Here is a 21856-nt window from a genome sequence, read left to right as displayed (position 1 = left end):
TTCAAAGTACGATTATTAAAGCCCGATTACTCGATGAGCAAAACCATTAAAACCCTGCGCGGCATGCACGATGTATTGCCCGGACAGACGCCCGGCTGGTCCCGGCTGGAATCAACGCTGAGCCAGACCGCCCGCCAATACGGTTATCAGGAAATCCGGATGCCGATCGTGGAACAGACTGCGTTGTTTTCCCGCGGAATCGGCGAAGTCACCGACATCGTCGAAAAGGAAATGTATACCTTCGACGACCGCAATGGCGACTCGCTCACCTTGCGACCTGAAGGCACCGCCAGTTGCGTGCGGGCCTGTCTGGAACATGGCCTGATTCACAACCAGCAACGCAAGCTCTGGTACATCGGCCCGATGTTTCGCCATGAGCGCCCGCAAAAAGGCCGCTACCGACAATTCCACCAGTTCGGTATCGAAGCCTTCGGCGTGAACGGCGCGGAGCTGGATGTCGAGCTCATGCTGATGGCAGCGCGCATCTGGCAACAACTGGGCATCACCGACGTTCAACTGCAAATCAATACCCTGGGCAGCAGCAATGCACGCGCTGCCCACCGTGCGGTACTGATCGAGTACCTCAAAAGTCATGCCGACGACCTCGACGAGGAAGCCCGCGCCCGCCTGGAAACCAATCCCCTGCGGATTCTGGACAGCAAAAACCCCGACGTACAGGTGGTGGTTGCTCATGCCCCGGCGCTTGCGGACTATCTCGACGAGGCCGACCGCGAGAACTTTGCCGAAGTCCAGCAATTGCTGACCGCGGCAGGCGTGTCATTCGTCGTCAATCCCCGACTGGTGCGCGGGCTGGATTACTACAACCGGACCGTCTTCGAATGGGTGACCGAATCACTCGGTGCCCAGGGCACGATCTGTGCGGGTGGACGCTATGACGGTCTGGTCGCGCAGCTGGGCGGCAAGGCAACCCCTGCTGCCGGGTTCGCGATGGGTCTGGAACGCCTGATCGAGCTCATCGGACAGGCTGATGATGAAACCACCGCCGACATTTACGTGCTTTGGCCGGAGCCTTCCGCCAAGGGTGCAGCTCTTGCGGCAGCAGAAGGCTTGCGGCGAGCCCTGCCCGATCTGCGGGTTCAATGCGCGCTGGATGGCGGCGCGCTGAAAAATCAGCTCAAGCGGGCCGATCGCAGCGGCGCCCGATTCGCGGTTATTATCGAGGACACGGCGGCAGCCGACTCGTGGCGCGTGAAGTCGTTGCGTCAAAATGCACCGCTCGAACCCATCCCTGAAGCCCCGCTGGAACCGGCTGCGGCAACGGCCTTGCTTCGCGCCGAACTGGCTGCGGACAGACGGGCAACATAATCTGTATGATCTGATAATCCAACAACCTCGATCTTGGCGATTTTGAATCAGAATCGCACCCATGAACCACGAATAAGGTGATGAGCCGTGACTGCAACTGACGACGAACAACTCGATAAACTCCGCGAATTCTGGACGCAATATGGCAAGACCATCATCGCCGGCATCATCCTTGGCCTGGCTGCCTTGGTCGCCTGGACGGGCTGGCAAAGCTGGCAGGCGAAAAAGCAGACAGCAGCCGCCATCGCCTTTCATCAGATCGAGCAGTTGAGTGCCGCCAATCAGCCGAAACAGGCCATGGAGGCTGCACGCAAGCTCGCCGGATCCGATCAGGGTTCGGTATACGCCACACTGGCCCTGATGATCGGCGCGCATGAAGCCATGGCGCAAAACGACCCGGCCAAGGCAGCCATCTACCTGCAGGACGCCATGCAGCACGCCAAACAACCTGCACTTGCCGCACTAGCCCAGCTTCGCCTGGCACGAGTTCAGTGGGCGCAAAACAAGCCGGAACAGGCACTGGCTACCCTGAAAGCCAAAACCCCGCCCAAGGCCTATGAATCCATGTTCACCGAATTGACGGGCGATATCGAAGCCAGCCAGAAGAACTGGGCCGCGGCCCGCGCCGCCTACGAACAGGTACTCAAGTCCCCGGATTCGGCAAATACCATGGTACAAATCAAGCTGGACAACCTGCCGGCAGCTTCTGTCGCCACTTCCGCACCGACCGCATCCGGCAAGGAGAAATCGTGATCATGACTTCATCAAATGTGTTCAAGCACGCCGCGCGCCTGCTGATTCTCCCACTTGCCATCGCTGTGCTCGCCGGGTGTTCGTCCACGCGGGAACTGGTTAAGCCGACGCCCTTGACGCAAATCGACAACAAATACCCGCCCAAAATCCTGTGGGAAGCGAGCGCGGGCAGTGATCAAAAAGATGATCTGCTGCGAATTGCCCCGGTTGAATCCGGCGATCGCGTGATCGTTGCCGATGCCAAGGGCGATGTTTATGCCTACAACCTCAAATCCGGCAAACGGCTGTGGGAAGCCGAACTGAACATGCCGATCAGTGTTGGCGGCGGCGCCAACGATGCGATGGTGGTGTTCGGCTCGGATACCGGCAAAGTGGTCGCGCTGAGCACGGATAGCGGCAAGACGCTATGGCAGGCAACGGTATCGACCGCCGTCGAAGCGGCTCCCTCGGTGGGCGACACCAGTGTAGTCGTTCGCTCGAAAGACGGCAGCGTGACGCTGCTGGATGCCAAAGACGGCAGCACCGTCTGGTCTGTCAGCCATAACGAACCCGTGATGACGCTTCAGGGACAAAGCCGTGCCCTGCTGTTCCCGGACGCGATTGCCGTCGGTTACGACGATGGCGAATTTGCGATCCTGTCGCGGGCCGATGGTCGCCCATTGTGGAAAAACCAGGTGGCCCTGCCCATGGGTCGTACCGAGATCGACCGCATGGTGGATATCGATGCCACGCCATTGTTCGCGGATGCCGTTTTTTATGTCGCGACTTATCAGGGTCGGATTGCCGCCATCAATGCCAAGGGCGGACAAACCATCTGGAGTCGCAAGTTCTCCAGCTTCACCGATATGAGCATCGATCAGCACGCGTTGTACGCCACTGATGCCAACGGCATCGTCTGGGCGCTGGATCGCCGTACCGGCGAGCCGCTCTGGCGTCAGTCCGCTCTGGCTTATCGTGGTGTCACCGGGCCTGCACTCAGCAACGGCAAGCTCGTGGTTGGCGACAAGGAAGGCTATCTACATGTGCTCGACCCGCAAACCGGTGCCATCGTTGGCCGTCTGCGCGTCAGCGGCGGATTGATCGACCCGATGCGAACCGAGAACAATGTGGTGGCCGCTGTCACACGCGGTGGTGATCTGGTGGTATTCGATCTGCCGTAACCTTCCTCGCGAGCGCGAATAGTCACAAACAAAGGATCGTTCAGCGGTCCTTTTTGTTTGTACGGTATGCTTGCCGCATGAACGCCCTGCGCACGACATCCAAGCCCGAACGAACGCCTGCCGCACCGCGGCGAAGTAGGTTATGGCTTTGGCGCGGTCTGATATTGCTGGGGCTGCTGATTGCCCTGTGGTTGTATGTGCTGCCTTACCAGACCAGTGTGCGGCTGGATAAATCCCTGAGTAGCTGGGTATCCGATCACCCGAACTGGACGCTCGAACGTAAAGAACGCAGTTTGTTCCAGCGCCATTATCAGCTTCGCTGGCAGCCCGGCTGGGCGACCGAGCCCGTGGTTCTAAACGTACGGGTTTTCCCCCGGCCTTTCGGCTGGGGGAGTCCGGCGGGCAGGCAATGGGGCTGGGCGACCTTCACCATACAGATGGACCCAGGCAGCCCGGTGCAGATCAGAAACTTGCCGGATCGCGCCATCGAGATCACAGGCCAAGTGGAAGGCCTCGGCCTGGTCCGGTTCAACTGGGCTGGCAACGAAGCCGAAGGCAACCAACTCATCTACGACGGATCGGGCCACACCTGGCAGGGCACTCTGAACCTGCCCGGCTGGCAGGTGATCACCCCGACGCATCATTATCTGTTCGGCCGAACCTTGATTGACCTCCGCCTGCACCATCGCGTCGAAGCCAATTACACCTTCTGGCGTGGACTGGACGGTGAACTCGGTATCGATATCCGGCGAATCGGCTGGAGCAAGATCCCGCACGCGCAGGCATCATCGACCGAATCATCCATCTCCTCGTCCACGTTACTCGGTTCGTCAAAGAGTGGCCTGATCGATCATTTCCAGTGGCGTATCCGGTTGATGCCAGATTTTTCCGGCGGGCAGCGGGATGTAATCGGTTCCGGTGCGTTGGACGCACTTTCGCTCGATGGCCGACACCTCGGGGGCGGGCAACTGGCCTTTGCCGTTTATGCGGCCGATCCCGATTTTGCAGAACACTTTGCCGTTCTGGGTCGGCACCTTCTGTTCAATTCGGAGGCAATAGCCAGCGGACAGGTTCTGGCACCCGTACTGAGTTCCTTGCGCTCAGCCGAAATTCGCCTCGATGCCCTGCGGTGGCAAACGCCCACGGGCAACATGGAGATAACCGGCAAGGCATTCGGACCTCAGTTCGCCGGACTTGATCCGTTGACAAGTCGCCACGAGCAGGTACAGGCCCATTGGCAAGCCCAGGCACAACTTCAGTTCAGTGGTGCCATCCTGCAAACACCACTCATCTTCCCCTTGGTCGATTGGCTGAATTCATGGCTCCCCGAACCGATACCCAAGCTCGCCACCCTCAAGGGCGTACCGATTCATCTCTTTCTGACCTATTCACTCGACAGTTGGGAAGTGGATAAAGCCACGAGCAAATACTCATCTTCAAATCAATCAAAGGCACCTTAGCCAAACCCCATAATGCATCGAGCTACGGTGTGGCGTATGCCTCGAACGGGCATGTACGCGGGACTTGAAGACACATCCACTCAGCGATGTGGTGGTTTCACCGCACGCTGTTCAATGATAATTCAGCATTGTTAGCTCAAGGCTGCGATAATCGCGCGCAATACCAGAACCGTGCACGGCGCGGTTCATTTCGAATTTGATTGGTGAACCATGAAACCTGTGATTGCTTTAGTCGGACGACCCAATGTCGGCAAGTCCACCTTGTTCAACCAGTTGACGCGTTCGCGCGCGGCGCTGGTGGCCGATTATGCCGGTCTGACGCGGGATCGCCAGTACGGTTCGGCCGAACACGAAGGACGCGACTTCATCGTCATCGACACCGGTGGCCTGACCGGCGAGCGCGGCGGCATCGAGGCCTTGATGCAGGATCAGGCTTGGGCGGCGATCGAGGAAGCCGACTGCGTGGTGTTTCTGGTCGATGCGCGGGCGGGCCTGACGGTGGCCGATCAGGAAATCGCCGAGAAACTGCGCCGTTCGAGTAAGCCGATTCAGCTCGTGGTCAACAAGGTCGATGGCGTGGATGAATCGCTGGTGCAGGCCGAATTCGCGCGCCTCGGCCTGGGCGAACCGGTGTTCACCACGGCATCGCACGGTCGCGGGATCAGCGCCTTGTGGGATGCGGTTGTGGTGAAACTGGCCGATAAATTGGCCGTGATGGATGAAGAGCCGGAATACGACGAAAAAACCATTCGCGTGGCGCTGATCGGCCGGCCGAACGTCGGCAAATCCACGCTCACCAATCGCCTGCTCGGCGAAGATCGCGTGCTGGCATTCGACCAACCAGGCACCACGCGCGACAGCATTTACATTCCTTTCGAGCAGAACGGCAAGGCGTACACGCTCATCGACACCGCGGGTGTGCGCCGCCGGGCGCGCGTCAACGAGATGATCGAGAAATTCAGCATCGTCAAAACCCTGCAAGCGATTGAAGCGGCCAATGTCGTGATTCTGGTCTGCGACGCCCACGAAGGCATCAGCGAACAGGATCAGCATCTGCTCGGCTTTATCCACGATCGGGGCCGTGCATTGGTCATCGCAATCAACAAATGGGACAACCTGACCGACTACGCGCGCGCCGAGATCAAACGGCAAATCGACCTCAGACTCGACTTCATCAACTACGCCGAGATGCACTTCATCTCCGCCTTGCACGGCACCGGCGTGGGGCATTTGTTCGAAAGCGTGGACAAGGCTTATCTGGCCGCCATGCGCGACATCAGTACCAATGTGCTCACCCGCTCGCTGGAAGCCGCCGTGTTCGCGCATCAACCACCGTTGATTCATGGACGCCGCATCAAGCTGCGTTATGCACATCAAGGGGGCAGCAACCCGCCGATCATCGTCATCCACGGCAAGCAGACCGACCGCCTGCCCGGAAACTATTCGCGTTACCTCGAAGGCTGGTTCCGCAAGGAATTCCAACTCATGGGCACTCCGATTCGGCTGGAATTCCGCACGGACAGCAATCCTTTTGAGGGCAAATACGATATCCGCACGCCACTGCAACGCTTCAAGGCCAAGAAGGAAGAACGACAGATCGCGGGTATGAAGCGAAAATCTGCCGCCAGTGCCGAACGGCGTGCACGCGACGAGGCTGCATCAGGCAACACGCCGCCCGCGATATCGGTTAAAGCAGGAAAACCGGCGAGCAAAGGCGGTTCAGCCAAATCAACGATCAAATCAACGACCAAATCAACGACTAGGCCCGCGGCCAAGACAACCGCCAAAGCCGCTGCCCCCAAAACCGTAGCCAAAGCCAACAGCCGTAAAAGCGCCCTGTCGGCCCGACCGGCGGCCAAACCAGGTGCAGGGCGAAAACCAACCGGCGGAAGAGGCGGGCGGTGAAGAAATTAAATTAGTGCTTGATTGGGGTTGTGTTAGCTTGAGCAAGGGCATCTTGCCTTGATCGATGATCCTGAGGTGTCGAGAGTTCGGATTAGTATGTTTTCTAAATAGAAGGAGATTGAAATGGACGCTATCAGAATCGCAGCAATTGCATTGATTATTGCCGGAAGCCTCGGATTGGCCTATGGCAGTTTCAGCTTTACCAAGGATACCCACGAAGCCAAAGTTGGGCCTATTGAGTTGTCGATCAAGGACAAGCAAACCGTCAATGTCCCCGTTTGGGTGGGTATTGGAGCGATTGTCCTTGGCGGTGTGCTCTTGTTAGTGGGAAGTAAAAGGGCCTGAATTACCTCGGATCGAAAGGCAGGGTAGCGGGCGCCAGAAATCAAATTCGATGCACGCTACTACAAGCCTCATACCGCCAAACTCAAGGGCCGAATGATGGGTGGGTGTTGCGGGTCGTACCCTGAGGGCAGTTCGCCTTCGGCAATCTTGCGTGAACGGCTGACAAGAAAATCAACCATGTGATTTCGCACTGAGTAAAAATGTGGGTTGTGGTGCATTTCTGTGCGTAAACGCGGACGTTCCAATGGATTCTCCACGATCTCGGCAATTTTGGCATATGGCCCGTTGGACATCAGCAGGATTTTATCCGCCAGCAAAATCGCTTCATCGACATCATGGGTAATCATGAATACGGTCTGCCGGGTCGCTGCACAGATTTTCACAAGCTCATCCTGGATTACGCCGCGTGTCAACGCATCAAGTGCGCCGAAGGGTTCATCCATCAGCAGCATTTTGGGTTCGATAGCAAAAGCACGGGCAATACCCACACGTTGTTTCATGCCACCCGAAAGTTGATGCGGTTTTTTATTGAGTGCGTGTTTCAATCCGACCAGTTCCAGATACTTAACACATTGCGTCAGAACTGCTTCCTTGCCCCACTGTGGCCAGCGGGATTTCACAGCAAATGCTACGTTTTGTTCAACGGTCAGCCAAGGCATCAGGGCGTGGCTTTGGAAGACCACGCCTCGATCGAGGCTGGCGCCGGAAACTTCCCGTCCATCCATGAACACATTGCCTCCACTCGCGGAATCCAAACCCGCCAGCACATTGAGAATGGTCGATTTGCCGCAACCCGAGTGGCCGATAATGCAGATAAACTCACCTTGTTGCACCTCGAAGTGGATATTGTCGAACACCGTCACGTCGTCGCCGCCCGAAACTCCGGGGAATATTTTCTTGAGTCCTTCGACCTTAAGGAATGCCTTGCTCATGCTATTTATTACTCCTGATAGGATACAAAGCGGGTCAGTGCGCCAAAGATTGCATCCAGCAGCATACCGACGACACCTATCATGAAAATGGCAAAAATCACATTGGCCAGATTAAGATTATTCCATTCGTTCCAGACGAAATAGCCAATTCCGGTGCCGCCTACCAGCATTTCTGCCGCGACGATGACGAGCCATGCAATGCCCATGGAAATGCGCATCCCGGTGAGAATTGTGGGTGCTGCGGCAGGCAGGATCACCGTAATGGCTGTCCTGAGCGGGCTGACTTCAAGCGTTTTGGCCACGTTCAGCCAGTCTTTTTTGACCGAGGCCACGCCATGCGCGGTATTGATCATCATCGGCCAGATGGAACAAATGAATATCACAAAAATCGACGACGCATTGGCATCTTTGATGGTGTATAGCGCGAGCGGCATCCAGGCCAGTGGCGAAATCGGCTTGAGCAACTGAATGTACGGGTTGAGCGCCTTGAACATCAGCGGCGACATACCGATCACAAAACCGAGCGGAATGGCCACAATCACGGCGAGTAGAAAACCCGCCAGAACCCGACCGAGCGACCAGGACAGTTGGATGCCGATTCCCTTGTCGTTGGGGCCGTTGTCGTAGAACGGATTGGCGAGTTGATGCAGCAGGGTTTGACCTACGGCCTCGGGCGTGGGTAATCCGGCTGCCTTCGTCGCGGCCGACCCCATCATCGCGGCATATTCCGGATCAGCATAGGCTGGCGCACTTGACGCTTTGGGTTGAGTGGCCAGTTGCCACACGCCCACAAAGGCCAATAACAACATGATGGATACCAGCCCGGCACGCAGGTTCAGGGACGGGCTCATGTTCAGGTTCTCCGAATGCTGAATGAGTCGAGATAAACCTGGGGTTGTGCGGGGTTGAAGACCTTGCCCATTATGGTGTGATTTTCATAGTTCGAATCCGGTGCGCTCAGGCCCATTTCACGCAAGCGGGTTCTGGCATCGGTAGCCAGGAAAACCTGTTCGGCGATTTGTTTGTAGTCAATCTCCTGCTTGATATACCCCCAACGCTTGAGTTGGGTCAGCATCCAGACCCCCATCGACTGCCAAGGGAAGGGATCAAAATCCACCCGACCCGGCACATCTCGAATATTGCCCAGGCCATCGGCAAACTTGCCGGTCATGACCTGTTGCAGCACGGGAATGGGCTGATTCAGATAATTGGCCGGTGCGATCGCTTCGATGATGGCCGGTCGATTCTCTTGTTTGTGGGCATACACCGTGGCATTGGAAATGGCGCGGAACAGGGCAGAGAAAGTGTTCGGGTTTTCCTTGACAAATTTATCGGTAACCCCGAAGGCGCAGCAGGGATGGCCGTCCCAGATGTCCTTCGACAAAACTTGGATAAAGGCGAAGCCTTCATAAACCGCACGTTGGTTGAATGGCTCAGGCCCGAGAAACCCATCAATATTGCCTGCGCGCAAGTTCGCAACCATGTCGGGCGGGGAAATAATGGTGAGCTGAACATCCTTATCGGGATCAATGCCATGCTCGGCCAAGTAATAGCGCAGCAGCAAATTGTGAATCGAGTAGTCGAACGGAATGCCGAATTTCATGCCCTTCCAGTTTTTTGGATCGCGGTTATCTTTGTGCTTGATGTGCATCGTAATCGCCTGACCATTGATGTTCTGAATGGTGGCAACAAAGGTTTCATTCGGCTGAGAGCCCAGCCCCATCGTGGCGGCAATGGGCATGGGTGCCAGCATTTGCGATGCGTCGTATTCATGATTTAGCACCTTGTCGCGGATAAGCGCCCAGCCTGCGGTTTTGATGATGTCGACATTCAGGCCCTCCCGCTCATAAAACCCCATGGGCTTGGCCATAATGATCGGGGTGGCGCAGGTGATGGGTATAAAACCCACCTTCAAACTCTTTTTCTCGATGGCGCCCCCTTCGGCAGCTAAGGCTTGTGCCGCGCCAAGGGGAAACAGGCTCGACAAGGCCGCCATAGCCGTACCCACGCCAACTGCCTTCAGGAAATTTCGGCGGGTTTCATCGTGAGGAAAAATCGAGCGCATGAGGGTTGATTCGATCACGCGGTTGAGCGCGGCTTCTTCCTCTTTTGGCTCGGAGGCGGCTCGCGCGTCGTGCTCGGATTGACTGGCATGCTGGCCGCAAGAGCATCCCTTCTTGAGGTGAACGGAAGAATCGAATGGATTTTTGAAAGCGGACATGAGCGATCTCCCGATGAGTTATGAATCAGTCAATACTAACAACGCAATCCTCATGCCAAATAAATGTCCGTCATTCAACTCACTGAAAAGAATTAGTCAAATGCGCCTTAAACCCTGAATTAACAATATTAAAGAACCAATATGGTGCGCAAACAAAAGCATTTGACAATTATCGGTGCAGGTCGAATTGGACATTGACCAAATTCAAACCACCACACATTGTCGAACAATGTCTTACAAAGCGATCACCTATTTGGCCTGTATCTTGCGTGATGTTCAGTGTCGTTTTGCGGAGCACAACCGACCATGACCATCCCAATCAAACCAACCACGACAACAAATGCAGATGAAGATGTCGAACTTCTGATCATCTCCGAAGCTTCGCGGTTGATGACGCACAACGGCACCACCGATGAGCCCATTAACGGCATCCTGCGGCTGATGTCACAGATGATCGGCCTGAATCGCGGGCGCGTCGCGCTGAAAGACGACGACATGGACACTATAAGCATTCGCTATTCCTATGGGCTAACCCCACCAGAGCGAGCCCGGGGGCACTATGTCATCGGCGAAGGCGTTACAGGGCGTGTCATGCAGACCAAACAAGTCGCCGTTGTCCAGAATATCGACGACGAACCGATCTATCTGACACGCGCCGTGGAACGCGGCACCCTGCCACAGGAAACCGTAGCCTTCCTGGCCGTTCCCATTCTCTATAACAACACCCCGCTCGGTGTACTCGCAGCCCACCGGCTACGAGGGCGCAAACGCCCCTTCAGTAGAGACATCACCCTGTTGCAGGTATTGGCGACACTGATTGCACAAATTCTGAGCCTGAGTCGACTCATTGAAGAAAAGACCGCCCTGCTGGCCGACGAGAACCGCGCCCTTAAACAGGCGTTGGATCAGAAGACCGAAGGCACCCACGGCATCCTGGGCGAAAGCCCGGCTCTACGCCACGCACTGCGTCAGGCGCTGCATGTTTCCCCGACTCAGGCGACAGTGCTTCTTGCCGGCGAATCGGGCACCGGCAAAGAACGCTTCGCTCGCTTAGTGCATATCACCAGTCAGCTGCGCGACGGACCGTTCATGGCCATCAACTGCGCGGCCATACCAGAGGCTTTGCTCGAATCTGAATTGTTCGGCCATGAAAAAGGCGCGTTCACCGGTGCGGTGGTCAAGAAACAAGGGATTATCGAACTGGCGAACAATGGCACATTATTTCTCGATGAAATTGGCGATCTGGCGTTGGATTTACAGTCTAAGCTGCTACATGTACTAGAAAAACAGGCGATTAAGCGTGTGGGCGGCACTCAGGACATTCCAATCAATGTCCGCATCATCGCGGCCACACATAAAAACCTACAGAAGGCCGTCAACGAAGGGCGATTCCGTATCGATCTGTTTTATCGCCTGAACGTATTCCCCATTCATTTGCCACCGTTACGGGAACGGGGAGGTGACGTGAGTCATCTGGCGCGGCACTTCCTGCAACGGGCCAACCATGAATTCGACCGCAATACGGTATTTGGCCCCGGCGTATTGGAACGGCTGGAGGGCTATAACTGGCCTGGCAACATACGCCAGCTTGAAAACATTGTTAAACGCGCCGTTCTGATTGCGCAGAACCGCGAAATTACCATCGACGATGTGATTTTGATCCTGCAGCACGAAGCGCATATCGGAGAACATCTGGAAGCGGGCACGACGCAACGCATCACACCGATCGAGCCCCCATCGTTACCTTCAATACCGCATCAACCCGCTCAGCGTGGTTACGGCTGGGTGCGCGCCGATGAAGCACAAAGCCTGCTCGATGCCTTACGTCAAACCGGTGGGAACAAGACCCGAGCCGCGATGAGCCTGGGCATGACACCGCGCCAATTCCGCTATCGGCTGGAACGACTGGGGCTACTGAATCAATAGAGCGAACGTAATGTCTAGGAGACTATCAGAAAATCGGGCGGGCCACACCGATTACGGTAATCAGAATTCCGAGTCCCAAATTGATAGCCATGATCCGGCGGATGGGCTGCATGGCCGCAGCGGCATCCGGCCAGCGCTGCTCACTGACGGCCCGATGCAACTTTCCAACCAGTACAAACGACAGCCAGGCAAACAGCAAGATCATGATCCAGCCAATCACCTGCATCGCCAAAAGATATCCCTGCGTCATCGATCCACCAAAACGAGTGAACAGATCAACATAACCGGTGATTACCAATATCACGATGAAGAACCAGACCCACGGAAAAAACCGTGCGAAAACAGTGCTCCAAAGTCGCAACCGCTGGGGCGGTTCGAACATCGTGCTCACTGGTCGCAGCACCATGAAAGCGAAGAAAATGCCGCCGATCCAGAGAACGGCAGCCAGGCTGTGCATAGCCATTATGAGCATGTTCATCACTGATTCCTCTTGCGATAGAACACCCTGAATCATAAGCCAAGGTTGGTTCGCTTTGGGCCGTATCGCGCAACCCTTCCAACCACTTATCGCTCAACGGTGCGCGACCTGGCTTCAGCACGGATGACCCCAGTCGAGGAATCCCCGTTCAGGCGACGGCGTATGGCAAGCCTTCCTCGATCGGCAGGGACGGATCGCGAGACCACTCGTTCCAAGATCCGAAGTACAGTTTCACGTTCTCGATACCGGCTGACTTCAAGGCGACCAGTGTATTGGATGCGCGCGCCCCTTTAAAGCAGTAGAGATACACCGGCGTATCCTTAGAGATACCGACAGTCGCACATTCTGCCAGCACTTCTTCCGGCGCCTTGAACATCGGTATGGCGCCCGGTTTCATCAGGCGATACCACTCAATCCAGACTGCGCCGGGCAGTCGCCCTTTGCGCGGGCAAAAATCTTTGCCATAGGGTGAAGAACTGGTGCCGATCCACTCATCGATATCCCGCACGTCGAGTAAAACTGGGCTCTCGCTGCCCAGAGCAGCCAGAATCTCGTCCTTCCCGATCATAAGATCAGTACCCGTATCGATCAGCGGGAAAGTGGCGGGTATGGGCGTCGGCACCTCGGTTGAGACCGGCAGCGATTCGGCCAGCCAGGCTTGATAGCCGCCATGCAGAATCCTCACCTTCGGATAACCGAAGTAACTCAACAGGAAATAACCGCGGCACGACATGCCAAAACCGGTATTCATTGCATCTTCGTAGATGATCGCCGTTTCTTTGCCAGACAATCCAGCCTTGCCGAACGTTTCGGCGAATTTCGCTTTCAATTCTTCCAGTCCCTCGGGCGAAGACGTCGCCAGAAAGGTAAAAATGTCATGGATATTGACCGCACCGGGAATGTGGCCGGCGGCATACGCGTCTGGGTTTCGGGCATCAATGACCACTGTTGGTTCGGTGTCCATCAGGGTCTTCATTTGGGGGGCGGTTAGCAGGACAGAACTCATGGCAAATCTCCTATAAATCAATGAACAAGAACGATAATAAGGCGTTGTTTTGAATTTAATTCATGCTGCGGTGGTAGCCGCAAACAAGGACTCGATCACGATACGATGCAGGTGCTCGCTTTGCGGCGTGCACCTTCCGGTCAAGGCATATCCCACCAATTGGTTACGGACCAGAAAATCCATACGACAAGTTCCTTTGTCATCGTCACTCACCTCAGCCGGAGTATGAGCATGCCAGTCACCAAAATCGGCCACACTCTGATCTGGAGGGCAAACGTTGATTGGCAGGCTGGGGGTTTTGATCCTTACGGCCATTGGAAGATGCGCAAATGGTCTGTGCTTTCCAACAAGCGCAGCCGCAACGGTTGCAGCCTGTCGGCGAATTGGCTCGATGTAAAAGTAGCTCCGCCCATCGACCTCAACACAATCACCAATGGCGTAGATGTGCGGGTCGCTGGTGCGCATATTGTCCGCGTTCGCGACGATGCCGCGATTCACATTCAACCCCGCCCTTTTGGCCAAATCGGTGTTTGGCACCAGCCCCACCGCAGAGATCACCAAATCAGTGGTCAGTGACTCGCCATCGCTCAAGGTCCCGCGCAAGCGATTACCGTCTGTGTCCAGCGCCGCCAAGCTGACGCCGGGCAGAAATTCGGTACCGTGCTGACGCAGCGAAGCCAACAAGCGACGGGCGATGGGCAGTGGCGCCAACCGACCGAGCAACTGCTGCCCCAGATCGAGTAAAGTGACCCGGTGCCCCCCCGCATGAAGATCTTCGGCGAACTCGACCCCAATCAATCCCGCTCCGATCAAGGTGACGTGCTGGGGGCCTCTGGACAGTTTTTCTCGCATCTTGCGGTAGCTGGTCAAATCATTAACCCGCAGGATCTGGTCGGCTGCATCGCCTTCAAAGGTAAGGCGACGTTGTGAGGCACCCAGCGCCAGTACCAAATCGCCATAGGTTACTTTGCCCTTGGTCGTCATCAGCCGCTTGTCTTTGGGCTTGATGCCCAAAACGCGCGTGTTGGCCTGCAAGGTCACACCAAGCGCTTCTGCCTTGTCCGGCCCGGATTGTTCGATCAAGTCATCCGCAGTTCGGCCTTGCCCCATCGCCATGGATAGGGACGGTTTGGGATACACACAACCGTCGTCGGCGGTAATCAGTGTGATCGGTCGATCCGCATCCTGTGCACGAAGCTGCTCGGCGGCCGTCCAACCGGCAATGCCACTGCCGATGATGACTACGGCATCCTCGCCACCGACCTGACCCCGCGCACGACGTGGACGAGTCATCGAACCACTGGACGCTCGCTGCGCCGCGTATTCTTCCATCGTGACGAAATCTGCCTTGGTTACCCCGCACAACGGGCAGGACCAGTCCTCGGGGATGTCTTCGAAACGGGTGCCGGGGGCGATGCCACTGTCCGGATCGCCCTTGGTCTCATCGTATATCCACCCACATATCAGGCAGATCCAACGCGGTGTGTCGTCATTTATTGCCATGCACCCAACCTCTTATCCTGCTCGATTCGCTCAGAGAGCCGCCATGGCATCGATTTCTTTGCGGAGATGTTTGGTCGCTGGGGTCACGATAGCGACGAAATAGGCTTCGCGCAGCTTGCGCTGTGCGGGGGCGTCGTGCAGATAACCACTGGCTCCCGTGTGCAACATGGCGGAATTTGCCGCGCGCAAGGAGAGCTCGGACCCGAGCAGCCGCACCTCCAATACCGTACGCATAAACTCTGCATCCTTGTTAAAAATATCCTCACCCAAACTGGAGATAAGATCGCGTGCATCTTCCAGCTCCTCGCGCAGTTCGTCCGGGCGATCATCCAGATAGCAGTTCACATGGCCGAGCTTGGGCTCGACGTCTTCGCACAGTTTGATGCACCCTTCGACCAAACCGGTGGCCATGCCGGTTTGCAACAGCACGAAGCCAGCCTTTATCTTTTTGATGTAAGGGATCAGCGGATCGCCCAGAACATGGTTCCTGGGCACGAACACATCCTTAAAAGACAGCGCGTAAGTACCTGTGCCTTCCATGCCACAAAATTTGGCCAGTTGTTTCAACGTCACCCCGGCCCAGGAGGTGTTGACCATGGCCATCACATCGCGTGACTTATTGCCTCCAACCTTGAAGATGGAGCCGAACCAATGATCCGGGCCGAGATTCGACACCCACGGCAAGGTGCCATTGAGAATAAAACCATCTTCTGTTTCGACTGCAGAAAGCAGCAAGGGCTCAATACCGGCCAGATACTTCATGGGGTTGGAGAGTGCCGTGCCACCTAAAGCCTCACCGCGGGCAAGCTTAGGCAGGAGGGTTCGCTTGAGATAGTCGTTGTCGGACATTTCGACATACCATGCTGCGACATTCTGAGCCCAAACCATAAAGCCGGTAGACATGCACTCTTGGGAAACGATATCCATCGCCTTCAGGGCTGCATTGATATCAAATTCACCACGGCCATTCTGCGAGGCCAGATGCTGGCGAAAAACGCCGGCTTCACCCAAGGCGCGAAGAACTTCGGCCGGGTAATAGCCCTCATCAATCTTGACGGTCAACGGGGCAAGCTTATCGCGCACAATATCTCTTACCTGATTAAAGAGAAGTTCGCCCTCGGGGAAGCTCGATGGCGGATTTTTCAAATTCGCAGCTACGGCAGTCATGGCATTCTCCTGGAATATATAAGCCGCATACCTGTGCATGCGGCGCAAGTCAGCGTTAGAGCACAGCGCAGTCGAGAGCGACCGGGCGCATCATGGTGTTGGCAACCGGTGACCATTTCTTGGCATGTTGCAACAGGGCGTCTTTTTCGGCCCCGCTCATCGGGTCGAGTGTTTCGATGTCGAACTTCACGCGTATGGCGGTAAAGCCCAGAGGCTTGTCGTCGTCCAGGTCGCCGGTACCCCAAACAGCCGTGACGTTGATGTCGCCTTCGATGTGAAGTTCGAGCTTGGTCAGCTTGATGCCGCGCGCCGTGGCATTGGCATGCACGCCAACCGCCAAACAAGCGCCCAATGCTGCCAACAGTGCCTCGGATGGATTCGGTGCGGTATCTTCACCTAACAGGTGAGGTGGTTCGTCCACAATGACCGGATCAAGGCCACGGATATAGGTCAGATTGCGGAATTGACCTTCGCAAACCGTTTTCGCTTTTAGCGTGACCACCGCGTTCGGGTTTGCTTTGCCTTTCTCGCCCAGTGCTGCCAAACCTTGCTTGTCGATTTCACGCAATGCCTGACGGACACAAGATGGCGCTACGGGTTCTAGAATAGGGGTGCTCATTGAAATTCTCCTGATCGTGGGTTTGTGGGGTCAAGTACGAAACACTTGTAATGTCCAACACAGCACACCCTATGCCAACCAAATTAAATGCTTTAAAAACATATTGTTGAGTTATTTTATTAAGTCTTCGAGGGTGATAAGCCATGATTGTCAGCTCCCAGTGTCCGACAATGTCATGAATAGATCGGACAATGTTGCCATTTGATGGGGCACTTGCCGAAAACGGGGCCGGGTAAGCAGACTCCGTGGAAAATGGTTGAATTGTGAAACAGGTTGCACGCAAGAAAATACCAAGCACAACGCTTTGTATTGGAAGCAAATTCCATAAACGTAAACACATAGCCAAGCAATTAACCGCGTGAACCAAGATTGCGTTCATCAACTTGGCAGGATTCTTGATGAGTATTCGTTCGAGTGCACCTGACGCGCTTTGATAACCACAGCAAACGGAGTGATCATTATGATGACCAAAGAAGCCCTGACCGCCTTGATTCTGGAAAAGAAAGCAGCCCTGTCCCTGAGCTGGGAAGCCATTGCAGCCGGCATTGGTCTGTCGCCCGTGTTTGCCGTGTCGGCTTGTCTCGGCATGAACAGCCTGAAGGAAGAACCCGCCCAGAAACTGTTGACACTGTTGGATCTGCCTGCCGAAACCAAAGCTGTGCTCATGGCATGCCCAACCAAGGTTTGGGACAAAGCCATCCCGACCGATCCGCTGATCTATCGCTTTTATGAAGTGATCGGCGTGTACGGCCCGACCATCAAATCGCTGATCCACGAAAAATTCGGTGACGGCATCATGAGCGCCATCGATTTTTCCATGCACATCGATAAGGAAGAAAACCCGGCGGGCGACCGCGTCGTCGTCACCATGAACGGCAAATTCCTGCCCTACAAATCCTGGTGAGCAAAACCGTTCTCACGCGTACAGGCCGGTACACTCATCGGCCTTTTAGTTTTTGCGTGAGCGAGCTGAGCTCGACAGTCCCAAGTAGCCTGTCTCCCTGACATGCATGATATGCCGCATATGTTCCTGAACTTGCGCCTTTCATTCGTTTGAATGGCATTGAGTCCGACCCCCTTGATTGCGCAGATCAAGTTAAGACTTTCACGGGAGCTTCAGCCTGGTGCAACTTTTCCAATATTTCTTTAGCTTTGGTTACCTTGGCTAAGATGGAATCAGGCGTTGCGGTCCAGTGACAGGGTTTTGGGTGTGCATTTCGATGTTCAAGATAGGCCAAAAAGGAAACGCGGGTGCCTGCCAGCTCTGTTCGTGGTCGCACGCACAAACGCTAACAGCCGGCGCGGTATGAACTTGCTTCCCCATCCGTACTAATGAAGTCGTATCAATCGATTCTGACTCCATTGATCCGCTCGTAAAATTGTTCAGTCGGTTCTGTTGACCATTGCCACGGCGACCGCTCCCGTTGCATCATTTGATGTGGCAGCGACAGCGGGCGCACCCCGACTGCGAGCACTCGAACATAAAAATCCAACGTAGGCCGTGAGTCCACATGATCGACAGCGAAACCGCCGCATTCATCCAGACCGGGGTCAGCATCAGCGTGGCGGCCTGTGGCCCGGATCACCTGCCGAGCATGAGCCGGGGTCTGGGTTGCCGGGCTTCGGATAATGGCAACGAGGTGCGTGTCTTCGTGAAGCGCTCGCAAGCAGCTGAGTTGATCGAGAACATCCGCTACAGCGCGCGGGTGGCCAGCGTGTTCAGTCTGCCCAGCACCAACCGCACTGTCCAATTGAAGGGGAGCGACGTCAGGGTGGAGGCTTTCGAGGCGGCCGACACCGCCGTCGTCGAGGAACACATCGTGCTCTTCCTCGAACAGGTGGTGCCGTTGGGCATTCCGGAGGGAATTGTCCGTGTGATTCTTGCTTACACGCTCGACGATCTGGTGACCGTAGTCTTCACACCTAGCGCGGCCTTTTCGCAGACGCCCGGACCCAAAGCCGGCAAGCCACTGGATTGACGCAACATGAGCGTGCGCATCGAAACCATCCGCGAATGTCTGGAAGGCGTGATTCCTGGCCAGATCGCCACCTGCGACTCGGAAGGTATGCCAAACCTGGCCTACCTGTCGCAGGTGCAATTCATCGACAACAAACACGTCGCGCTTTCCTACCAGTTTTTCAACTGCACCCGGCAAAACGTATTGGCCGGTTCGCCGGTTCGCCTGCTACTCACCGACCACCTGACCGGCGCGCAATACCGCCTTCGGCTAGAGTATTTGCGCACCGAAACCGCCGGCCCGCTATTCGAACAGATGAAAGCCAAGCTGGCCGGCATTGCTTCGCACGAAGGTATGAGCGATGTATTTCGCCTGTTGGGCTCGGATATTTATCGCATCCGCGACATCGAACACGTGCCCGGGCCGACCTTGGCGCCGCCAACGCCACCCGTGAACTACCTCACGGCGCTGCGACGCGCCACGCAACGCCTGTCTAGCTGTAGCAACTTGGAATCGCTGCTGGAAGCGGCGATGAATTCATTGGGCGAAGACTTTGGCATCGACCATGTCATGCTACTGATGCACGATCAGGCGTACAGTCGGCTGTATACACTGGCCAGCCGCGGCTACCCGGAATCCGGCATCGGCTCGGAAATTCCGATCGGCGCCGGTGTAATCGGCATTTGCGCCCGCGAAATCTCGCCGATCCGCATTGGCTTCATGACCAGCGAATACAGCTACGGTCGCACTGTACGTGACAGTATCGAAGCCGAGGGCAGGGGCGACGGTCTGGAAAGCGCCATCCCCTTGCCCGGCCTGCCAGAAGCCCGCAGCCAGATGGCGGTGCCAGTCGCCGTTTTTGGCCAGTTGCTCGGCGTGCTTTACGTGGAGAGCGTCGATGACCTGCATTTTGGCTACGACGACGAGGATGCGCTGGTCGCCTTCGCCGCCCAACTGGCGTTGTCCATTCATCACCATCAGCACGTGGCGGAGCAGACCGATGAGCTGTCATCCGAGACCGTCGAGGCGACACCGGCTGCCGGCCCGGCGCTGTCAGTGCGCCACTTCGCCACCAACGACAGCATTTTCATTGACGATGACTATCTGATCAAGGGCGTCGCCGGTGCGATCCTGTGGGCGCTGCTGACCGACTTCGTCGAACGGCGACGCACCGAGTTCACAAACAAGAGTTTGCGGGTGGACTCGCGCATCCGCCTGCCCGGTGTAAGCGATAACCTCGAAGCGCGCCTGGTGCTGCTGCAACGGCGCCTGGACGAACGTGCCGCAGGCATCCGCCTAGCCCGAACCGGTCGCGGACGCTTTTCGCTGACGGTCAATCGCCCCCTGCAGCTGGTTTCGGGCTAAGTTCCCGGCACGTTCTTGGGGCAATTCGGCCTCATTTCTTAAATCTTCATTCATCAATTCTTAAGAATTTCATAAGTAGATCTGCCGCATCTTGTCTGGATTTTCGGCTGACCTAGACTTGCCTCTCTCATCCAACAACAGGAGAAATTACCATGCCCACCCCCAAGCAAACCGCCCTGATCCTCACCATCATTGCTGGCAGCTTTGCTAGTTGGTCCGCGCAGGCCGACGGCACGCAAGCTGATGACACCACCGCCGCGCTCGTGAAGCGCGGCGCCTATCTCGTTAACTTCAGCGGCTGCGCCGATTGCCACACACCAACCAGGATGGGCCAGAATGGTCCGGAGAAGGACATGGCGCTCGGTCTCTCGGGTCATCCGCAAGCGCTGCATATGCCTTCGCCGCCGCCGTTGAACGGTGACTGGAACTGGGTCGGTTCGGCCAGCTTGACCGCCTTCAGCGGCCCTTGGGGCCAGACCTACGCCAGCAACCTAACACCCGACCGTGAGACCGGTATAGGCAACTGGAGCGCACAGAATTTCATCGCAGCGATGAAGAACGGCAAGCATATGGGCGTAGGTCGGCCAATCCTGCCGCCGATGCCCTGGCAAGGACTATCCCACTTGTCGGAAAAGGACTTGCATGCGATCTATGAATACCTGATGGCGCAGCCGCCAGTCAGGAACCGCGTGCCTGAATACGTGCCACCCGCCAGAACCACGGAAAAGTCCATGTGAATCTTAATGCGGCAACAGTGGCTTAGCGCTTATTTTCAACTTCAATGGGATGAAAAAGACGCATGCCCTTGCCGCTGGTGGTTTTTTCACGCAATCATTGGAGGCGGACTCAATACCAAATGCAACCTGTTGGCGCAGGTTGATATCCTGGTCGATATGATCACTGATGACCGCACGCAGGTGCTCGATTTCCTCATCCAGTGCCTTGAGTATGTTTGTTACCGATGCCAAGGCATCGCCAGTCAGTTGTTACGCGAAGACCCAAGAGATTCCTTGGAGAAATTTGCTTGATCTTGACGCTCATTGCCCGAATCATCCCCTGTGAATAAAGGCCTGTGTTTGTGCAGATCTGCCTAAATTTGGATGCGAAAAATATGAACAAGCAGCGAGTCCGTGTTTCAGGAGCCAAGTCCGAGGGACGCGGGCTTGATATCCCCTCATTTTGTGCCTGGGACGGGAACGACCTGGTTCTGAATATTCTTGGGTCGCCGGAATCAACGCGCGATGCCATCGGGAAGTCCAAGGGGAAACAGTTGAAGATCAGTGTTACAGCGGCCGCTGTGGCAGGCAAAGCAACTGACCACATGGTTAGATTCTTGGCTGGTGAGTTTGGTGTGCCAGTCACGCACATCACGGTGGTTTTTGGTCGCTATAACGTGAATAAGCAGCTGCGCATCAAAGATCCGGCAAGGTTGCCTTCAATAGTGGCGAAAGCGCTTGCAGTGGAATAAAGCGCTATGAGCGCCAGCCTGAAGGCAAATATGGCGCGATCCGCATGCTATCTGATTGGGCTTATGCGGTGTGCAATGCACCGTTCAAGGGCACTGGTTTCGCCTTATAACCGCCCAGTAGTGTGAAAAGGCGGGTGGTGTGGATTTTGCTTGAAAACCTTCGCAGGGCGCGATTGCTATCGACCTCGGGACGACCCGACCCACTGCTTGTCTGGACGACCAGGTAACTCACTTATTTAAGGGAGATTTACATGGCGCATACCC

Annotated in this window: 20 protein-coding genes and 1 pseudogene; 12 read left to right on the top strand and 9 right to left on the bottom strand. The window is 56.0% G+C overall.

Annotated elements, in window-relative coordinates; genetic code table 11:
* Window positions 1–33 precede the first annotated feature (33 nt).
* The 6 genes and pseudogenes from hisS to M7R55_RS00445 all read left to right on the top strand — a co-directional run bounded on the left by hisS (window position 34) and on the right by M7R55_RS00445 (window position 6949).
* On the top strand, window positions 34–1326 hold the full coding sequence (hisS, locus tag M7R55_RS00470; RefSeq protein WP_298217525.1) for a histidine--tRNA ligase: 1293 nt from the start codon (window positions 34–36) through the stop codon (window positions 1324–1326).
* Window positions 1327–1413: 87 nt separating this feature from the next.
* Window positions 1414–2079, top strand: coding sequence for a tetratricopeptide repeat protein (locus M7R55_RS00465; RefSeq protein ID WP_298217523.1), 666 nt, complete (start codon window positions 1414–1416; stop codon window positions 2077–2079).
* A gap of 2 nt (window positions 2080–2081) precedes the next feature.
* On the top strand, window positions 2082–3239 hold the full coding sequence (bamB, locus tag M7R55_RS00460; RefSeq protein WP_298217521.1) for an outer membrane protein assembly factor BamB: 1158 nt from the start codon (window positions 2082–2084) through the stop codon (window positions 3237–3239).
* A gap of 77 nt (window positions 3240–3316) precedes the next feature.
* A complete protein-coding gene (locus M7R55_RS00455; RefSeq protein ID WP_298217520.1) occupies window positions 3317–4699 on the top strand; it encodes a hypothetical protein in 1383 nt (460 codons plus the stop codon).
* A 210-nt stretch (window positions 4700–4909) separates the two neighbouring features.
* Window positions 4910–6241: pseudogene (gene der / locus M7R55_RS00450) on the top strand (ribosome biogenesis GTPase Der); the annotation flags it as partial.
* Window positions 6242–6727: 486 nt separating this feature from the next.
* Window positions 6728–6949, top strand: a complete 222-nt coding sequence (locus M7R55_RS00445; protein WP_298217519.1) for a hypothetical protein — start codon at window positions 6728–6730, stop codon at window positions 6947–6949.
* 68 nt (window positions 6950–7017) lie between these two features.
* Here the strand turns inward: M7R55_RS00445 and M7R55_RS00440 are convergent, their stop codons facing one another.
* From M7R55_RS00440 to M7R55_RS00430, 3 genes are read right to left on the bottom strand one after another with little or no spacing between them, the layout of a single operon-like run.
* Window positions 7018–7881 carry an ABC transporter ATP-binding protein gene (locus M7R55_RS00440; RefSeq protein WP_298217518.1) on the bottom strand — a complete coding sequence of 288 codons (864 nt, stop codon included), beginning with the start codon at window positions 7879–7881 and terminating at the stop codon, window positions 7018–7020.
* Window positions 7882–7889: 8 nt separating this feature from the next.
* Entirely contained in the window at window positions 7890–8732 is an 843-nt protein-coding gene (gene ntrB / locus M7R55_RS00435; protein WP_298217516.1) for a nitrate ABC transporter permease, read from the bottom strand.
* Between the two features lie 2 nt (window positions 8733–8734).
* Window positions 8735–10102 carry an ABC transporter substrate-binding protein gene (locus tag M7R55_RS00430; protein ID WP_298217514.1) on the bottom strand — a complete coding sequence of 456 codons (1368 nt, stop codon included), beginning with the start codon at window positions 10100–10102 and terminating at the stop codon, window positions 8735–8737.
* 306 nt (window positions 10103–10408) lie between these two features.
* Here M7R55_RS00430 and M7R55_RS00425 point away from each other — a divergent pair, with 306 nt between their 5' ends.
* Window positions 10409–12028, top strand: a complete 1620-nt coding sequence (locus M7R55_RS00425) for a sigma 54-interacting transcriptional regulator (RefSeq protein WP_298217512.1) — start codon at window positions 10409–10411, stop codon at window positions 12026–12028.
* Window positions 12029–12053: 25 nt separating this feature from the next.
* On the opposite strand, the gene M7R55_RS00420 is transcribed toward M7R55_RS00425, so the two are convergent.
* The 5 genes from M7R55_RS00420 to M7R55_RS00400 all read right to left on the bottom strand — a co-directional run bounded on the left by M7R55_RS00420 (window position 12054) and on the right by M7R55_RS00400 (window position 16801).
* Window positions 12054–12506 carry a CopD family protein gene (locus M7R55_RS00420; RefSeq protein WP_298217510.1) on the bottom strand — a complete coding sequence of 151 codons (453 nt, stop codon included), beginning with the start codon at window positions 12504–12506 and terminating at the stop codon, window positions 12054–12056.
* Window positions 12507–12654: 148 nt separating this feature from the next.
* Window positions 12655–13512 (bottom strand): sulfurtransferase, encoded by an 858-nt coding sequence (locus M7R55_RS00415; RefSeq protein ID WP_298217508.1) that lies wholly within the window; start codon window positions 13510–13512, stop codon window positions 12655–12657.
* Window positions 13513–13572: 60 nt separating this feature from the next.
* Entirely contained in the window at window positions 13573–15015 is a 1443-nt protein-coding gene (locus M7R55_RS00410; RefSeq protein WP_298217507.1) for an FAD-dependent oxidoreductase, read from the bottom strand.
* Between the two features lie 30 nt (window positions 15016–15045).
* On the bottom strand, window positions 15046–16182 hold the full coding sequence (locus M7R55_RS00405) for an acyl-CoA dehydrogenase family protein (protein ID WP_298217506.1): 1137 nt from the start codon (window positions 16180–16182) through the stop codon (window positions 15046–15048).
* 55 nt (window positions 16183–16237) lie between these two features.
* Complete coding sequence (locus M7R55_RS00400; protein WP_298217505.1) at window positions 16238–16801, bottom strand: OsmC family protein; 564 nt, start codon at window positions 16799–16801, stop codon at window positions 16238–16240.
* A 457-nt stretch (window positions 16802–17258) separates the two neighbouring features.
* Here M7R55_RS00400 and cynS point away from each other — a divergent pair, with 457 nt between their 5' ends.
* The 4 genes from cynS (at window position 17259) to M7R55_RS00380 (ending at window position 20861) form a co-directional block, all read left to right on the top strand.
* A complete protein-coding gene (cynS, locus tag M7R55_RS00395; RefSeq protein WP_298217562.1) occupies window positions 17259–17705 on the top strand; it encodes a cyanase in 447 nt (148 codons plus the stop codon).
* A 607-nt stretch (window positions 17706–18312) separates the two neighbouring features.
* The gene (locus M7R55_RS00390) at window positions 18313–18780 is read left to right on the top strand and encodes a hypothetical protein (RefSeq protein ID WP_298217503.1); all 468 of its coding nucleotides are present in this window, start codon (window positions 18313–18315) and stop codon (window positions 18778–18780) included.
* Window positions 18781–18786: 6 nt separating this feature from the next.
* A complete protein-coding gene (locus M7R55_RS00385) occupies window positions 18787–20124 on the top strand; it encodes a GAF domain-containing protein (protein WP_298217502.1) in 1338 nt (445 codons plus the stop codon).
* A 152-nt stretch (window positions 20125–20276) separates the two neighbouring features.
* Entirely contained in the window at window positions 20277–20861 is a 585-nt protein-coding gene (locus M7R55_RS00380) for a c-type cytochrome (RefSeq protein ID WP_298217501.1), read from the top strand.
* A 3-nt stretch (window positions 20862–20864) separates the two neighbouring features.
* On the opposite strand, the gene M7R55_RS00375 is transcribed toward M7R55_RS00380, so the two are convergent.
* The gene (locus M7R55_RS00375) at window positions 20865–21092 is read right to left on the bottom strand and encodes a hypothetical protein (protein WP_298217499.1); all 228 of its coding nucleotides are present in this window, start codon (window positions 21090–21092) and stop codon (window positions 20865–20867) included.
* 143 nt (window positions 21093–21235) lie between these two features.
* On the opposite strand from M7R55_RS00375, the gene M7R55_RS00370 reads away from it, so the two are divergent.
* The gene (locus M7R55_RS00370) at window positions 21236–21592 is read left to right on the top strand and encodes a DUF167 family protein (protein ID WP_298217497.1); all 357 of its coding nucleotides are present in this window, start codon (window positions 21236–21238) and stop codon (window positions 21590–21592) included.
* Window positions 21593–21856: the final 264 nt, after the last annotated feature.

It is taken from the genome of Halothiobacillus sp. (assembly GCF_027346185.1).
GTDB lineage: Bacteria > Pseudomonadota > Gammaproteobacteria > Halothiobacillales > Halothiobacillaceae > Halothiobacillus.
This window is presented reverse-complemented; position numbering and strand designations above follow the sequence as displayed.

Excerpts from the sequence above, each read along its gene's own strand:
- hisS (WP_298217525.1), top strand. The coding sequence starts at position 34 with ATGAGCAAAACCATTAAAACCCTGCGCGGCATGCACGATGTATTGCCC.
- bamB (WP_298217521.1), top strand. The coding sequence starts at position 2,082 with ATGACTTCATCAAATGTGTTCAAGCACGCCGCGCGCCTGCTGATTCTC.
- M7R55_RS00455 (WP_298217520.1), top strand. The coding sequence starts at position 3,317 with ATGAACGCCCTGCGCACGACATCCAAGCCCGAACGAACGCCTGCCGCA.
- M7R55_RS00445 (WP_298217519.1), top strand. The coding sequence starts at position 6,728 with ATGGACGCTATCAGAATCGCAGCAATTGCATTGATTATTGCCGGAAGC.
- M7R55_RS00440 (WP_298217518.1), bottom strand. The coding sequence starts at position 7,881 with ATGAGCAAGGCATTCCTTAAGGTCGAAGGACTCAAGAAAATATTCCCC.
- ntrB (WP_298217516.1), bottom strand. The coding sequence starts at position 8,732 with ATGAGCCCGTCCCTGAACCTGCGTGCCGGGCTGGTATCCATCATGTTG.
- M7R55_RS00430 (WP_298217514.1), bottom strand. The coding sequence starts at position 10,102 with ATGTCCGCTTTCAAAAATCCATTCGATTCTTCCGTTCACCTCAAGAAG.
- M7R55_RS00425 (WP_298217512.1), top strand. The coding sequence starts at position 10,409 with ATGACCATCCCAATCAAACCAACCACGACAACAAATGCAGATGAAGAT.
- M7R55_RS00420 (WP_298217510.1), bottom strand. The coding sequence starts at position 12,506 with ATGAACATGCTCATAATGGCTATGCACAGCCTGGCTGCCGTTCTCTGG.
- M7R55_RS00415 (WP_298217508.1), bottom strand. The coding sequence starts at position 13,512 with ATGAGTTCTGTCCTGCTAACCGCCCCCCAAATGAAGACCCTGATGGAC.
- M7R55_RS00410 (WP_298217507.1), bottom strand. The coding sequence starts at position 15,015 with ATGGCAATAAATGACGACACACCGCGTTGGATCTGCCTGATATGTGGG.
- M7R55_RS00405 (WP_298217506.1), bottom strand. The coding sequence starts at position 16,182 with ATGACTGCCGTAGCTGCGAATTTGAAAAATCCGCCATCGAGCTTCCCC.
- M7R55_RS00400 (WP_298217505.1), bottom strand. The coding sequence starts at position 16,801 with ATGAGCACCCCTATTCTAGAACCCGTAGCGCCATCTTGTGTCCGTCAG.
- M7R55_RS00390 (WP_298217503.1), top strand. The coding sequence starts at position 18,313 with ATGATCGACAGCGAAACCGCCGCATTCATCCAGACCGGGGTCAGCATC.
- M7R55_RS00385 (WP_298217502.1), top strand. The coding sequence starts at position 18,787 with ATGAGCGTGCGCATCGAAACCATCCGCGAATGTCTGGAAGGCGTGATT.
- M7R55_RS00380 (WP_298217501.1), top strand. The coding sequence starts at position 20,277 with ATGCCCACCCCCAAGCAAACCGCCCTGATCCTCACCATCATTGCTGGC.
- M7R55_RS00370 (WP_298217497.1), top strand. The coding sequence starts at position 21,236 with ATGAACAAGCAGCGAGTCCGTGTTTCAGGAGCCAAGTCCGAGGGACGC.